At 61.4% G+C, this 14,841-nt stretch carries 12 protein-coding genes; 3 read left to right on the top strand and 9 right to left on the bottom strand.

The window, feature by feature from the left end:
- Positions 1-384: 384 nt before the first annotated feature.
- On the top strand, positions 385-2,346 hold the full coding sequence (gene betT, locus GDV60_RS02005) for a choline transporter BetT (protein ID WP_166647830.1): 1,962 nt from the start codon (positions 385-387) through the stop codon (positions 2,344-2,346).
- 114 nt (positions 2,347-2,460) lie between these two features.
- Here betT and tauD read toward each other — a convergent pair whose 3' ends face one another.
- The 7 genes from tauD to GDV60_RS02040 all read right to left on the bottom strand — a co-directional run bounded on the left by tauD (position 2,461) and on the right by GDV60_RS02040 (position 10,703).
- Positions 2,461-3,297: a taurine dioxygenase gene (tauD, locus tag GDV60_RS02010; RefSeq protein WP_029299765.1), complete on the bottom strand. Its 837-nt coding sequence runs from the start codon at positions 3,295-3,297 to the stop codon at positions 2,461-2,463.
- Between the two features lie 56 nt (positions 3,298-3,353).
- A complete protein-coding gene (tauC, locus tag GDV60_RS02015) occupies positions 3,354-4,181 on the bottom strand; it encodes a taurine ABC transporter permease TauC (protein WP_029299766.1) in 828 nt (275 codons plus the stop codon).
- Positions 4,178-4,957, bottom strand: coding sequence for a taurine ABC transporter ATP-binding subunit (gene tauB, locus GDV60_RS02020; protein ID WP_029299767.1), 780 nt, complete (start codon positions 4,955-4,957; stop codon positions 4,178-4,180). Before tauB ends, tauC begins: the two co-directional genes overlap by 4 nt.
- A gap of 16 nt (positions 4,958-4,973) precedes the next feature.
- The gene (gene tauA / locus GDV60_RS02025) at positions 4,974-5,951 is read right to left on the bottom strand and encodes a taurine ABC transporter substrate-binding protein (RefSeq protein ID WP_029299768.1); all 978 of its coding nucleotides are present in this window, start codon (positions 5,949-5,951) and stop codon (positions 4,974-4,976) included.
- Between the two features lie 233 nt (positions 5,952-6,184).
- Positions 6,185-7,768, bottom strand: coding sequence for a glutamate--cysteine ligase (gene gshA / locus GDV60_RS02030; RefSeq protein WP_070995015.1), 1,584 nt, complete (start codon positions 7,766-7,768; stop codon positions 6,185-6,187).
- A gap of 215 nt (positions 7,769-7,983) precedes the next feature.
- Positions 7,984-8,367 (bottom strand): PaaI family thioesterase, encoded by a 384-nt coding sequence (locus GDV60_RS02035; RefSeq protein WP_092232729.1) that lies wholly within the window; start codon positions 8,365-8,367, stop codon positions 7,984-7,986.
- Entirely contained in the window at positions 8,367-10,703 is a 2,337-nt protein-coding gene (locus GDV60_RS02040) for a Tex family protein (RefSeq protein WP_133714022.1), read from the bottom strand. Before GDV60_RS02040 ends, GDV60_RS02035 begins: the two co-directional genes overlap by 1 nt.
- Before the next feature lie 335 nt (positions 10,704-11,038).
- On the opposite strand from GDV60_RS02040, the gene ompR reads away from it, so the two are divergent.
- Together ompR and GDV60_RS02050 are read left to right on the top strand one after the other, a co-directional pair.
- Complete coding sequence (ompR, locus tag GDV60_RS02045) at positions 11,039-11,779, top strand: two-component system response regulator OmpR (protein WP_029299776.1); 741 nt, start codon at positions 11,039-11,041, stop codon at positions 11,777-11,779.
- A gap of 116 nt (positions 11,780-11,895) precedes the next feature.
- Positions 11,896-13,209, top strand: a complete 1,314-nt coding sequence (locus tag GDV60_RS02050; protein ID WP_029299778.1) for an ATP-binding protein — start codon at positions 11,896-11,898, stop codon at positions 13,207-13,209.
- 114 nt (positions 13,210-13,323) lie between these two features.
- Here the strand turns inward: GDV60_RS02050 and rimK are convergent, their stop codons facing one another.
- A complete protein-coding gene (gene rimK / locus GDV60_RS02055; RefSeq protein ID WP_029299780.1) occupies positions 13,324-14,229 on the bottom strand; it encodes a 30S ribosomal protein S6--L-glutamate ligase in 906 nt (301 codons plus the stop codon).
- The gene (locus tag GDV60_RS02060; RefSeq protein ID WP_286675716.1) at positions 14,226-14,690 is read right to left on the bottom strand and encodes an ATP-dependent zinc protease; all 465 of its coding nucleotides are present in this window, start codon (positions 14,688-14,690) and stop codon (positions 14,226-14,228) included. The genes rimK and GDV60_RS02060 overlap by 4 nt, the downstream gene beginning before the upstream one ends.
- Positions 14,691-14,841 lie beyond the last annotated feature (151 nt).

The following is a 14,841-nucleotide window of genomic DNA, read 5'->3' on the forward strand; positions in this document are numbered from 1 at the left end:
TGTGTGTGCGGGCTTGCTCGCGAATGCGGTGTGTCAGCCACTGACTTTGTGCCTGACACACCGCATTCGCGAGCAAGCCCGCTCCCACATTTTTTGCCTGTATTCCAAATTCAACCAGCAATCGCTGAACGTTTTGCCTTTCCCGCCCGTCATACCCTTCCTTGAGCTAGTGTAGGAATTACCTACCACTCAGCCTTGCGATTAGTCCCAGACCGCCTATTCATGTTTAACTTGAACGTTCGTTCAAGTTAAACCGGTGGTTCGCTGCCCGCTCACAACAGGAGGCTTACCTTTGCTGAGTCCGTTTTATACAGCCACATCCAACACCCTCGAGGTGCACCGTTCATGAGTGCATCGTCTGCCCCTCCAAGCGGCCTGGTGCGCATGAATGCGCCGGTGTTTTACTTCGCCGCGAGCTTCATCCTGCTGTTTGGCCTCACCGTCATCGCGATCCCCGAACAGGCCGGCGCCTGGTTGCTGGCCGCGCAAAACTGGGCGGCCAATACGGTCGGCTGGTACTACATGCTGGCGATGACCCTGTATCTGGTCTTCGTGGTGGTCACCGCGTTGTCTGGCTACGGCAAGATCAAACTCGGTGCCGACCACGACGAGCCCGAATTCAGTTATTTGTCCTGGGCCGGCATGCTGTTTGCCGCCGGGATCAGCATCACGCTGTTTTTCTTCTGCGTCTCGGAGCCCTTGACCCACCTGGTGCAACCGCCCCAGGGCGAGGCCTTGAACGCCGATGCGGCGCGCCAGGCCATGCAGGTGCTATTCCTGCATTGGGGCCTGCACGGCTGGGGCGTATTTGCGTTTGTCGGCATGGCCCTGGCGTACTTCGCTTACCGGCATAACCTGCCGCTGGCCTTGCGTTCGGCGCTGTACCCGCTGATCGGCAAGCGCATCAACGGCCCTATTGGCTATGCAGTGGATGGCTTCGGGATCATCGCCACGGTGTTCGGCCTGGGGGCCGATATGGGCTTTGGGGTGCTGCACCTCAACTCGGGCCTGGACTACCTGTTCGGCATCGCCCACACCCAATGGATCCAGGTCGGCCTGATCACCCTGATGATGGGCGCGGCGATCCTGGTCGCGGTGGCCGGCGTCGACAAGGGTGTGCGCGTCATGTCCGACATCAACATGCTGCTGGCCTGTGCGCTGCTGCTGTTTGTGCTGTTCGCCGGGCCCACCCAGCATTTGCTCAACACCCTGATCCAGAACATCGGTGACTACCTCGGCGCATTGCCGAGCAAGAGTTTTGATGTGTACGCCTACGACAAGCCCAGCGACTGGCTCGGCGGTTGGACCGTGTTCTACTGGGCCTGGTGGATCGCGTGGTCGCCGTTCGTGGGCCTGTTCATCGCACGGATTTCCCGTGGCCGCACCATCCGCGAGTTCGTCTTCGGCGTGCTGCTGATCCCGCTGGGCTTCACCTTGGCGTGGATGTCGATCTTCGGCAACAGCGCCATTGACCAGGTGCTCAACCACGGCATGGTCGCCTTGGGTCAGTCGGCCATCGACGACCCCTCGATGAGCCTCTACCTGCTGCTGGAAACCTACCCGTGGAGCAAGACCGTGATCGCGGTCACGGTGTTTATCAGCTTTGTGTTCTTTGTCACTTCGGCCGACTCCGGCACCGTGGTGCTGTCGACCCTGTCGTCCAAGGGTGGCAACGCCGATGAAGACGGGCCCAAGTGGCTGCGGGTGTTCTGGGGCGCGATGACCGCGCTGGTGACCAGCGCCTTGCTGTTTGCCGGCAGCATAGACTCGCTCAAGTCCGCAGTCGTGCTGACCTCGCTGCCGTTCTCGTTGATCCTGCTGTTGATGATGTGGGGGCTGCACAAGGCGTTCTACCTCGAATCCCAGAAGCAGATTGCCCAACTGCACTCCCTGGCCCCGGTATCGGCATCCCGCAAGGGCCGTGGCGGCTGGCGCCAGCGCTTGAGCCAGGCGGTGCACTTTCCTTCACGGGACGAGGTCTACCGCTTCCTCGAAACCACAGTACGCCCGGCCATTGAGGAAGTGACTGCGGTGTTTGTCGAGAAAGGCCTGAACGTCGTCACCCAGCCCGACCCGTCCAACGACAGCGTCAGCCTGGAAATCGGCCACGGCGAAGAGCATCCGTTTGTCTACCAGGTGCAGATGCGCGGCTACTTCACGCCTTCCTTTGCCCGTGGTGGCATGGGCTCCAAAGAGATGAACAACCGTCGCTACTACCGCGCGGAAGTACATCTGAGCGAGGGTAGCCAGGACTACGACTTGGTGGGCTACACCAAGGAGCAGATCATCAACGACATCCTCGACCAGTACGAGCGGCATCTGCAGTTCCTGCATCTGGTGCGCTGAACAAACTGTAGGCGCGAGCTTGCTCGTGAAGATCGGCAACGAAAACGCGGGGCATCTGATGCCCCGCAGCGTCCTTGGGTTTTTCGCGAGCAAGCTCGCCCCTACAAGGGCCTGTTAGAAGGGCACGTCACCCAGGATTGTTGCCCGATGCATCACCCGTCGTTGTGGCCGGTAGTCGTCCACGGCGTAGTGCTGGGTGACGCGGTTGTCCCAGAAGGCCACGTCGTTGGCTTGCCAGCGCCAGCGGATAGTGAATTCCGGGCGAGTGGCGTGGGCGAACAGCAGTTTGAGGATGACCTCGCTTTCGGCCGGTTCCAGTTCGTTGATCTTGCTGGTGAAGCCGTCGCTGACAAACAGCGATTTGCGCCCGCTGACCGGGTGCGTGCGAATCACCGGGTGCGACAGTGGCGGGTTTTTCCTGCGTGCTTCTTCCCAGCGAGCCAGGTCTTGGGCGGTGTTGCCGTAACGCTCCAGAGGGAACGAGCGAGTGAAGTCGTGGGTCGCCGTCAGGCCGGTCAAAAAGCCCTTCATCGGTTCCGATAACGCCTCAAAGGCCGCGATGCCGCTGGCCCACAAGGTGTCACCGCCAAAGGCCGGCAGCAGCTTGGCGCTGAGCACGGCGCCCATGGCTGGCGTGGGCAGGAAGGTCACGTCGGTGTGCCAGATGGCGTTGTCGCGCACGTCGGTGACGGCGGTGTCGAGGATCAGCACTTCGGGTTGTTCCGGCACGTTGGGGTAGATCGGGTGAATGTGCAGGTCACCGAAATTCGCCGCGAAGCGCGCTTGCTGTTGCGGGGTGATCGGCTGGTCGCGAAAGAACAGCACCGAATGCTGGAGCAGCGCCTGCTCGATGGCGTCGCGCTGTTCGAGGTTCAGCGGCTGGGCAATATCGACGCCACTGATCTGGGCGCCCAGGGCGCTGCTTAAGGGGGTAACGGTCAGGCGGCTCATGCTCTTCTCGCAAATGTCGGGCGCCGAGATGCCGGCGTAGTCAGTGCTGTTGTTATTCAGTGGGCCTGGCCATGCCATGGCACCAGCTTGCGCTGCAGGGCACGCAGGCCCATTTCCATGGCGAAGGCAATCAGGGCGATGACCAGGATGCCCAGCACCACCACATCGGTGACCAAAAACTGCGCCGCTGACTGCACCATGAACCCCAGGCCGCTGGTGGCGGCGATCAGTTCGGCGGCGACCAGGGTCGACCAGCCCACGCCCAGGCCGATGCGCACGCCGGTGAGGATGTCGGGCAGGGCGCTGGGCAGAATCACATGGCGGATCAACTGCGCCCGCGTCGCGCCCAGGGACTGCGCTGCGCGCAATTTGGCCGGGTCTACGGTGCGTACGCCGGTGGCGGTAGCGATGGCAATTGGCGCGAAGATCGCCAGGTAGATCAGCAACACTTTGGACAGCTCGCCAATGCCGCACCAGATCACGATCAGCGGCAGGTAGGCCAGCGGTGGGATCGGGCGGTAGAACTCGATCAGCGGGTCGAGAATGCCACGGGCGATACGGTTGGCGCCGATGGCAATGCCGACCGGCACGGCGGTCAGCACCGCAAAGCCCAGGCCCAGGCCAATGCGACCCAGGCTGGCGCCCAGATGCTGCCAGAGGGTGGAGTCCATGTAGCCGCTGGTTGCCAGCAGCCAGCCTTTTTGCAATACGGCCGCCGGCGGCGGCAGGAACAGCGGCTCGATCAGCCCGCTGGCGGTCACGGCCCACCACAGCGCCAGCAGCGCAACCAGCGTCAGCACACTGATCCAGCGCGTGCTCAACGTGCGACGCAGCGGTGGGCTGGCTTGGCTGACGGCAGTGGCCGGGATTTCATAACTGCTCATGCGTACACCTGCCGTTGCGAGAACACTTTGCCCAGCACGTGCTCGCGGGTTTCGATAAACCGTGGGTCGGACTTGATCGCGCGCGCCGATTCGCCGGCAGCGTAACGCTGGCCGAAATCCAGGCTCAGGCGCTCGACGATTTGCCCGGGGTTGGGGGCCAGCAGAATCAGGTCGGTGGCGAGAAATACCGCTTCTTCGATGTCGTGGGTGATCAGGAACACCGGCTTGGCCGTGCGCCGCCAGACTTGCAGCAGCAGCTCTTGCATCTGTTCACGGGTGAAGGCATCGAGGGCGCCGAAGGGTTCGTCCATCAGCAATACCCGCGGGTCGGCGGCCAGGGCGCGGGCCAGGCCCACACGTTGTTTCTGCCCACCGGACAGTTGCCAGATGCGCCGGCTGTCAAAACCCGCCAGGTCCACCAGCGCGAGCATTTCACGGGCGCGGACTTGCCGTTGGGCCTTGGGCACGCCGGCCAGTTCCAGGCCGAAGCCGACATTGGCCAGCACATCCTGCCAGGGCAGCAGTGCGTCGTCCTGGAACACCACGCCACGTTCGGCACTCGGGCCTTTGACGGGTACGCCGTCGAGGGTGATGCGCCCGGCGCTGGGTTCGACGAAACCGGCAATCAGGTTCAACAGCGAAGTCTTGCCACTGCCGGAAGGGCCGAGGGCTACCAGCAATTGCTGGGGCCCAAGGGTCAGGGAAATATCCGCCAGCACGGGCGTGGTTGCGCCGGGGTACTGTGCGCTGATGCGCTCCAGCTGTAGCAAGGCCATCGCAGTGAACTCCCGATCAGTTGGTGATGAACTTGGCGCTGACGTAAGGGGCGTAGTCCGGCAGCACGGCCTCGACCTTGCCTTGTTCCTTGAGGAACGCGGCGGTGTCGGTCACAGCCTTGGTGGTGGGGGCGCCAAGCAGCGTCACTTGGTCGGCGGCCAGCGGGTAGACGTTGCCTTGCAGCAGCAACGGAATGTCGCTGGCCTTGGCGCCGGAGAGCTTCACCAGTTTGTCGACGTTGCCCTTGTCGGCCAGCCAGGCTTGTGGGTCTTTGCGGTATTGGGCGTAGGCATCGAGGGTGACTTTGGCGAAGGCGCTGACGATTTCCGGGTGCTTCTCGGCAAAGTCCTTACGCACGATCCAGGCATCGAAGGTCGGCGCGCCGAACTTGGCCAGTTCGCCGGAGGTGATCAGCACTTTGCCGTTTTCCTTGGCCACGCCCAGGGCCGGGTCCCAGACATAAGTAGCGTCGATATCGCCACGCTTCCACGCCGCAATGATGGCCGGCGGGGCGAGATTGAGCACGGTGACTTTCGCGGGATCGATGTTCCAGTGTTTGAGCGCGGCCAGCAGGCTGTAGTGGCCGGTGGACACGAACGGCACGGCGATTTTCTTGCCGATCAGGTCCTGGGGGCTGTTGATCCCGGAACCGTTGCGCGCCACCAGGGCTTCGGCGCCACCGATCTGGGTCGCGACGAGGAAGGTCTGCACCGGGACTTTGCGGGTGATGGCGGCGGTCAGCGGGCTGGAACCGAGGTAGCCGATCTGCACGTCGCCGGACGCGATGGCGGCGATGATATCGGCGCCATTGTCGAATTTGCGCCAGTCGATCTTGGCGTTGGTGGCTTTTTCATAAGCGCCGTCGGCCTGGGCGACTTTGGCCGGGTCAACGGTGGTCTGGTAGGCGATGGTCACATCGGCCGCCTGGGCAAACAGGCTCGCGCCGGCCAGGGATACAGCCGCCAGGAGGCGCAAAGGGGAAGGCAGTTTCATGGTGTAGCTCCTCATCAGGCGGCCGAGGGTCGGCGTGGGAGGAGACTAAATGATCTAAGAATCCGAAAATAAATAACATTTTCGAATTAGCTTATGAGGAGAACTTTGAAGACGCTTAGGACAAATGTGGGAGCGGGCTTGCTCGCGAAAGCGGTGTGTCAGTCAATATAAGTGCTGACTGATACACCGCTTTCGCGAGCAAGCCCGCTCCCACACGGGATCCGAGCCAGGTGTCAGTTGCTGATCGCCAGGATGCTGGCCTGGTAAGACCCGACAAACACATCGAAATCGCCCACTTCGTTCTGCTCCAGCTCCGCCTGTTGTGCCAGGGAACTGCGGGCCAGCTCTTCAAAGCGTGCTTGTTCGTCCGCCGGCAACGGCTCGCTGCGGAAGTACTCGGCATGCACTTCGCTCTGGCGCAGGGAGAACTGCGCAAAGCTTTCCTTGCGCTCCTGCATCGCCGCCAACACCTGGGCCGACGGGGTCAGGGACGGGTCCTGAATCTTCGCCAACTGGGCATCCAGCGCCTGGCTGTGCTCATTGATGCCATGGCTCTGGTCCAGCAGTGCAGCCAGCGGGGCGATTTTCTCCAGCAGTTCGGCGGCCCATGCCTTCATTTCCACGGGTTGCCCGCGACGCTGCAATTGCAGACCCGGGCGCCGGCCTTCCTTGACCACGCTGAGGAAGTTCGATGTGGCATTCCCGCACTCGTTGTTTTCGAACAACGGGCTGTCATTCAGCGCGCAGTACAGCAGGAACGCATCGAGGAAGCGCGACTCTGGCAAATCGATACCCATCGGCAGGAACGGGTTGATGTCCAGGCAGCGCACTTCGATGTACTGGATGCCACGGGCCATCAGCGCCTGGATCGGCCGTTCGCCGGTGTAGGTCACGCGCTTGGGGCGGATGTTGGAGTAGTACTCGTTTTCGATCTGCAGGATGTTGGTGTTGAGTTGCACCCACTCACCATCCTTATGGGTGCCGACTTCGACGTAAGGCGCGTAGGGCGTTGCCACCGCTTCACGCAGGCTGTCGGTGTAGCTGGCCAGATCGTTGTAGCAAGGAGTAAGGCCGGCCTGGGCGTTGCTTTGGTAGCCCAGGTCGCTCATGCGCAGGCTGGTGGCATACGGCAGGTAGAGGGTGTCGGCATCGAACTGTTCAAGCTGATGGGAGCGCCCGCGCAAAAAGCCTGCATCCAGGGCCGGCGAGGCACCGAACAGGTACATCAGCAGCCAGCTGTAGCGGCGGAAGTTACGGATCAGGGCGATATAGGCCGTGGACTGGTAGTCACGGTCGGTGCCCACGAAGCCTTCGGTTTCCTTGAGCAGCGGCCACAGCTCTTCCGGCAGGGAGAAGTTGTAGTGGATCCCGGCGATGCACTGCATGGTCTTGCCGTAGCGCAGGGCCAGGCCCTTGCGATACACGTACTTGAGCTGTCCGATGTTGGAGGTGCCGTAGTAGGCAATCGGAATATCTTCCTCGGCCGGCAACGGGCACGGCATCGATGGACTCCACAGGTACTCGTTGCCGAGCTTGCTGTAGGCAAAACGGTGAATTCGGTCGAGGCTGCGCAGGGTGTCTGCCGGGTTTGGCAGTGCCGGCGTGATGAACTCCAGCAGCGACTCGGAATAGTCGGTGGTGATCGATTCATGGGTCAATGCGGCGCCCAGGGCCTCTGGATGCGGCGTTTGAGCCAGGCGGCCTTCGCCGGTGACACGCAGGCATTCACGCTCGATGCCGTGCAGGCAGTGCTCAAGCAAAGAGAGGTGTTCGCGCTTGCCGAGCAGAGCCAGGCGGCGGTTGAGAAGTTCGCTCAAGTTGGATTCCTTCACGCGTCAGTCGCCCCAATATGGGGGTGGGCAAGACGGTCTACAAGGGTGAAGTTAAAACTGGCGTTATCGCCTGGTTTTCGAGCTGGAATAACCTGCTCTGAAAGTGCCGACTTCATTCCCTGAATTAGGCTATTACGCAGGAAGAAAATTCCGACGCTGTTTTCGCAGCGCCGAAATTAACCCAAATTGATCACAGGGAGCTATAGGACAGCGAAGGTGCCTTGTGCTTTTGCGACGAGTTTTTGCTCCTGATACACCTCGGCCTCGACCACCAGCGTGCGCCGGCCGGGGTGGATGACCCGGGCGGTACACAGCACGTCGCCGTCGGACACGGCGCGGATGTAGTTGATTTTGCACTCGATGGTCGCGCTTTGTTGGTCAAAGCCATGGGCGCTGGAGCAGGCCAGCCCCATGGCAATGTCCACCAGGCTGAAAATCGCCCCGCCATGGAGCTTGCCTGCGCGGTTGCGCAGGTGTGGCTCCAGGCTCAGGGCCACCTCGGCAACGCCCTGGTCCAGGCGTTGCAGGCGGCAGCCGAGCAGTTCGCTGAAGGCGCTGTGGGTCTGGCCGGCGGGCAGATCCATCAGCGTTTCTTCAGTTGCTTGGCGTTGGCGAACAGCGAAGCCATGGCATTGTTTGCCGGGGCTGCGGTGGCGGTTTCCTTGCGTGGTGCGCTGTTTTCCGAGCGGTTTTGCGACTGGCGCGGTGCCGAACCCGGACGTGCGCCACGGGCGCCGTCGATTTTCTCGCCGGGGGTATCGCTCATGCGCATCGACAGGCCCACGCGTTTGCGTGGGATATCGACTTCCATGACCTTGACCTTGACCACGTCACCGGCCTTCACTGCCTCGCGCGGGTCCTTGATGAACTTCTCCGAAAGCGCAGAAATGTGCACCAAACCGTCTTGATGCACGCCGATGTCCACAAATGCGCCGAAGTTGGTCACGTTGGTCACCACGCCTTCGAGAATCATCCCCAGTTGCAGGTCCTTGAGGTCTTCGACGCCTTCCTGGAACTCGGCGGTCTTGAACTCGGGGCGCGGGTCGCGACCTGGTTTTTCAAGCTCTTGCAGGATGTCGGTGATGGTTGGCACGCCGAAGGTTTCGTCGGTGTACTTCTTCGGATCCAGGCGCTTGAGGAACGCGGCGTCGCCGATCAGCGAGCGGATATCGCGGTCGGTCTCGGCGGCAATGCGTTTTACCAGCGGATAGGCTTCCGGGTGGACGGCCGAGGAGTCCAGCGGGTTGTCGCCATTCATGACGCGCAGGAAACCGGCGGCTTGTTCGAAGGTTTTTTCGCCAAGGCGTGCGACTTTTTTCAGCGCTGCACGGGTCTTGAACGCGCCGTTTTCGTCACGATGGTTGACGATATTCTGCGCCAGGGTGGCGTTGAGGCCGGAAATCCGTGCGAGCAAGGCGACCGAGGCGGTGTTTACGTCGACGCCGACCTTGTTCACACAGTCCTCCACCACCGCATCCAGGCCGCGCGCCAGTTTGAGCTGCGACACATCGTGCTGGTACTGGCCGACGCCGATGGATTTGGGGTCGATCTTCACCAGCTCGGCCAGGGGATCCTGCAGGCGGCGGGCGATGGATACGGCACCACGGATCGACACATCGAGGTCGGGGAATTCCTTGGAGGCCAGTTCCGACGCCGAGTACACCGAAGCGCCGGCTTCGGAGACCATGACCTTGGTCATTTTCATGCCTGGGTATTTTTTGATCAGCTCCAGGGCCAGCTTATCGGTTTCGCGGCTGGCGGTGCCGTTGCCGATGGCGATCAGGTCTACCGCGTGCTTGGCACACAGGGCGGCCAGGATGGCGATGGTCTGGTCCCACTTGTTGTGGGGCACGTGTGGGTAAACGGTGGCGTGGTCCAGCAGCTTGCCGGTGGCGTCGACCACGGCGACCTTGCAACCGGTGCGCAGGCCCGGGTCCAGGCCCAGGGTCGCGCGCGGGCCGGCTGGCGCTGCCAGCAGTAGGTCATGCAGGTTGTGGGCGAACACGTTGATCGCTTCGGTTTCGGCGCCGTCGCGCAACTCGCCCAGCAGGTCGGTTTCCAGGTGGGTGTAGAGCTTGACCTTCCAGGTCCAGCGCACGACTTCACTGAGCCACTTGTCCGCAGGACGATTCTGATTCTGGATGCCGAATTGTTGGCCGATCATGCCTTCGCACGGGTGCATGGTGCCCGGCAGTTCGTCGCCGACTTTCAATGCGGAGCTGAGAATGCCTTCGTTGCGACCACGGAAAATGGCGAGTGCGCGGTGGGACGGCATGCTTTTCAGCGGTTCGTCGTGTTCGAAGTAATCGCGGAACTTGGCGCCTTCTTCCTCTTTACCGGCGATGACGCGGGCGCTGAGGGTGGCTTCCTGTTTCAGGTAGTTACGCAATTTTTCCAGCAGGTTGGCATCCTCGGCGAAACGCTCCATGAGGATGTACTTGGCGCCTTCGAGGGCAGCCTTGACGTCGGCGATGCCTTTTTCAGCATCGACAAAGCGCGCAGCTTCGGCTTCCGGGGCCAGGGACGGGTCGTTGAACAGGCCATCGGCCAGCTCGCCAAGGCCGGCTTCCAGGGCGATCTGGCCCTTGGTGCGGCGCTTCTGCTTGTACGGCAGGTACAGGTCTTCGAGGCGGGTCTTGGTGTCGGCAAGCTTGATATCGCGTTCAAGTTGCGGGGTCAGCTTGCCCTGCTCCTGGATGCTGGCGAGGATGCTGACACGCCGTTCGTCGAGTTCTCGCAGGTAGCGCAGGCGTTCTTCCAGATGCCGCAGCTGGATGTCATCGAGGCTGCCGGTCACTTCTTTACGGTAACGGGCGATGAAGGGCACCGTGGAGCCTTCATCCAGTAGAGCGACGGCCGCTTCGACCTGTTGTGGGCGTACACCGAGTTCCTCGGCGATGCGGCTGTTGATGCTGTCCATAAAACCACCTGAAATTCTTGAAAGCAGTTCGCAGGCCCGGAAAACAAGGCCGTGCGCGGCTGGTTGAGCGGCCCGACTGGCGCCGCTGCCTGGGTCAAGAGGCAGCCTATTGACCCTCGAAATCGAAAAAGTCACGACAAGCAGATGAAAAAACACCAGGCCGGCCATGGCATGGCCGGACACTGAGGCGCGGCATTATAACCAGCGTTCCCTTCTTGGGGGGATTGCGCCAGGGGGTACGTGCACTGGTGGTTGGAGAAAAATCTGCTAACAATGCGTACCGTGCGTATAACGGCAGCTAAGCCATAATGCGCGCCAGATAAGAGGAGCATCCAATGAGCAGCACTGCACAAACTGCTGAAGGCGAAAAAATTCTCATCGTTGATGACGATCCGGGGCTGAGCAGCCTGCTGGAGCGTTTCTTCACCTCCAAGGGCTACCGTGCCCGCGCGGTGCCAAACACCGAGCAGATGGACCGCCTGCTGGGGCGTGAAGTCTTCAATCTGGTCGTACTCGACCTGATGTTGCCGGGTGAAGACGGCCTGACGGCCTGCAAGCGCCTGCGCAGTAGCAACAACCAGATCCCGATCATCATGCTGACCGCCAAGGGCGACGAGCTGAGTCGTATCAAGGGCCTGGAACTGGGCGCCGACGATTACCTGGCCAAGCCGTTCAACCCCGACGAGCTGATGGCCCGGGTCAAGGCCGTATTGCGTCGCCAGGCGGCTCCCGTCCCGGGCGCTCCAGGCAGCGAAGACGAAAGCGTGACCTTCGGTGACTACGAACTGTCGCTGGCGACCCGTGAGCTCAAGCGTGGCGAAGAAGTCCATATGCTCACCACCGGTGAATTCGCGGTGCTCAAGGCGCTGGTGATGAACGCTCGCCAACCGCTGACCCGTGACAAGCTGATGAACCTGGCCCGGGGGCGCGAGTGGGATGCCCTGGAGCGCTCCATCGATGTGCAGATCTCCCGTCTGCGCCGGATGATCGAGCCGGATCCGTCCAAGCCGCGTTATATCCAGACAGTGTGGGGCGTGGGTTACGTGTTTGTGCCGGATGGCACAGCAACCAAGTAACCGATGATTTGCACAGGCGGGTACTCCGGAGTTCGATCCCAATGGGTCGGCCGGATGCCCGGCGTCTGCAATTCTGCGAGCCGTGCTCGCTCTTGCCAGGTGTCTAGCTGTCTTCTATGAAAACCCCGCTGTGGTTCCCCCAGAGTTTCTTCTCCCGCACCCTTTGGCTGGTGCTGATCGTCGTTCTGTTTTCCAAGGCCCTGACCCTCGTTTACCTGCTGATGAACGAAGACGTGCTGGTGGATCGACAGTACAGCCACGGTGTGGCGCTGACATTGCGTGCCTATTGGGCTGCCGACCCGGAGAACCGTGAAAAAATCGCCAAGGCGGCGACCTTGACTCGCGTGGTGGGCGCGGGTGTTCCCGAGGGCGAGCAGCATTGGCCCTATAGCGAGATCTACCAGCGCCAGATGCAGGCCGAACTGGGCGAGGACACTGAGGTGCGGCTACGGATGCATGTTTCGCCAGCGTTGTGGGTCCGAGCCCCTAGCCTGGGGGATGGATGGCTGAAAGTGCCACTGTATCCCCATCCGCTACGGGGGCAGAAAATCTGGAACGTACTCGGCTGGTTCCTGGCCATTGGCCTGCTTTCCACCGCGTCGGCCTGGATTTTCGTGCGCCAGCTCAACCAGCCGCTCAAGCGCCTGGTGTTTGCTGCCAGGCAACTTGGGCAAGGTCGCAGTGTGCGCCTGCCAATCAGCGACACGCCCAGCGAAATGACCGAGGTGTACAGCGCGTTCAATCAAATGGCCGAAGATGTCGAACAGGCCGGGCGTGAACGCGAGCTGATGCTGGCCGGGGTTTCCCATGACCTGCGCACGCCGCTGACACGTTTGCGCCTGTCCCTGGAGTTGATGGGCAACCACACCGATCTTACCGATGACATGGTCCGCGACATCGAAGATATGGATGCGATTCTCGACCAGTTCCTGGCGTTTATCCGCGATGGTCGCGATGAGGTGGTAGAGGAAGTCGACCTGACCGACCTGGTACGCGAGGTCGTGGCGCCCTATAACCAGAACGGCGAGCAGGTGCGCATGCGCCTGGAGCCGATCCAGCCCTTTGCCTTGCGTCGGGTCTCGATGAAGCGCCTGCTGAACAACCTGATCGGTAATGCCCTGCACCACGCGGGGACTGAGGTGGAAGTCGCCGCCTATGTGTCGGGTGATACCAACGCGCCTTATGTGGTGTTGAGTGTCATGGACCGTGGCGCAGGGATCGATCCGGCGGAACTGGAGGGCATCTTCAACCCCTTCACCCGTGGCGACCGTGCCCGTGGTGGCAAGGGTACCGGGTTGGGGTTGGCGATTGTGCGGCGGATTGCTTCGATGCATGGCGGCAATGTCGAACTGCGCAACCGTGCCGATGGCGGGTTGGAGGCGCGGGTGCGCTTGCCGTTGGGGCTGATGTTGCCCCGAGATGCGGTCTAGACCCTTACGAATATCAAATGAGGGAGCTGGCTTGCCTGCGCGAAGATATAACAGTCGACATTGATGTTGAATGTTAGTCAGTCATCGCTGGCAAGCCAGATCCTACAAGGGTTCTCAGCCCTTGCCTTTGGTACGGGTCATGTTCGGCCCGCTGTTCTTCTCCAGATGCTGAATGATGATCCCCGCCACATCCTTGTTGGTGGTGGTTTCGATCCCTTCCAGGCCCGGTGAAGAGTTCACTTCCATCACCAGTGGCCCGTGGTTGGAGCGCAGGATATCCACTCCCGCCACACTCAAGCCCATGACCTTGGCCGCACGCAGGGCGGTCATGCGTTCTTCCGGGGTGATCTTGATCAGGCTGGCGCTGCCGCCCCGGTGCAGGTTGGAGCGAAACTCCCCTGGCTTGGCCTGGCGCTTCATCGCCGCAATCACCTTGTCCCCCACCACGAAGCAACGGATATCCGCGCCGCCGGCTTCCTTGATGTATTCCTGGACCATGATGTTCTGCTTGAGGCCCATGAACGCCTCGATCACCGACTCAGCCGCCGTGGCGGTTTCACACATCACTACGCCAATGCCTTGGGTGCCTTCCAGCACCTTGATCACCAGGGGAGCGCCGTTGACCATCTCGATCAGGTCGGGAATGTCATCGGGGGAGTGGGCAAAGCCGGTCACTGGCAAGCCGATACCGCGGCGCGACAGCAACTGCAGGGAGCGCAGCTTGTCCCGGGAGCGAGCAATGGCCACCGATTCGTTGAGCGGAAACACCCCCATCATTTCAAACTGGCGCAGTACCGCGCAGCCGTAGAAGGTCACCGAGGCGCCGATGCGCGGGATCACCGCGTCGAAGCCTTCCAGTGGTTTGCCCCGATAGTGGATCTGCGGCTTATGACTGGCAATGTTCATATAGGCGCGCAACGTATCGATCACCACCATCTCATGGCCCCGTTCGGTGCCGGCCTCGACCAGACGACGGGTGGAATACAGACGCGGGTTACGCGACAGCACAGCGATCTTCATGCAACACCTGTGGCAGCAATAGTAGAGACCGGGAACACCGGCTTGTCTTGAACGTACTTGAGCCCCGGGTTGACCACCAACTGGCCGTCGATCAGGGCTTTGGAACCTAGCAACAGGCGGTAACGCATGGTTTTGCGGCAAGCCAGGGTGAACTCCACCCGCCATACCCGATCACCCAGGGCCAGGGTGGTGCTGATGACGTAGCGCACCTGCGCCTGGCCGTTGGAGCTTTTAATGGTTTTCATCGCCACCAGCGGCGCTTCGCAACGCCGGTGACGCAGTTGCACCACGCTGCCCAGGTGCGCCGTGAAACGCACCCACTTTTCACCGTCACGCTCAAAAGGCTCGATCTCGGTGGCATGCAGGCTGGAGGTACTGGCCCCGGTGTCGATCTTCGCGCGCAGGCCCGCCACTCCCAGATCGGGAAGCGCCACCCATTCACGCAGACCGACAACGGTCAAATGGTCAAATGTCTTCAATATGAACAACCGGCAATCAGAAATATTTCGACGTCAAACGACACTAGCGTCCAACTGCTCACGGATTATGACAACCCTGGAACGTTGACGGGCGCTTGGAGCCGAATTCGCGGTATTCACGCAGAATATTCAC

Source organism: Pseudomonas sp. DTU12.1, assembly GCF_009873475.1.
GTDB lineage: Bacteria > Pseudomonadota > Gammaproteobacteria > Pseudomonadales > Pseudomonadaceae > Aquipseudomonas > Aquipseudomonas proteolytica.

Coding starts and splice junctions, on each gene's coding strand:
- ompR (WP_029299776.1), top strand. CDS start 11,039: ATGAGCAGCACTGCACAAACTGCTGAAGGCGAAAAAATTCTCATCGTT.
- tauD (WP_029299765.1), bottom strand. CDS start 3,297: ATGAGCCGCCTGACCGTTACCCCCTTAAGCAGCGCCCTGGGCGCCCAG.
- rimK (WP_029299780.1), bottom strand. CDS start 14,229: ATGAAGATCGCTGTGCTGTCGCGTAACCCGCGTCTGTATTCCACCCGT.
- GDV60_RS02040 (WP_133714022.1), bottom strand. CDS start 10,703: ATGGACAGCATCAACAGCCGCATCGCCGAGGAACTCGGTGTACGCCCA.
- tauC (WP_029299766.1), bottom strand. CDS start 4,181: ATGAGCAGTTATGAAATCCCGGCCACTGCCGTCAGCCAAGCCAGCCCA.
- betT (WP_166647830.1), top strand. CDS start 385: ATGAATGCGCCGGTGTTTTACTTCGCCGCGAGCTTCATCCTGCTGTTT.
- GDV60_RS02050 (WP_029299778.1), top strand. CDS start 11,896: ATGAAAACCCCGCTGTGGTTCCCCCAGAGTTTCTTCTCCCGCACCCTT.
- tauB (WP_029299767.1), bottom strand. CDS start 4,957: ATGGCCTTGCTACAGCTGGAGCGCATCAGCGCACAGTACCCCGGCGCA.
- tauA (WP_029299768.1), bottom strand. CDS start 5,951: ATGAAACTGCCTTCCCCTTTGCGCCTCCTGGCGGCTGTATCCCTGGCC.
- GDV60_RS02035 (WP_092232729.1), bottom strand. CDS start 8,367: ATGGATCTGCCCGCCGGCCAGACCCACAGCGCCTTCAGCGAACTGCTC.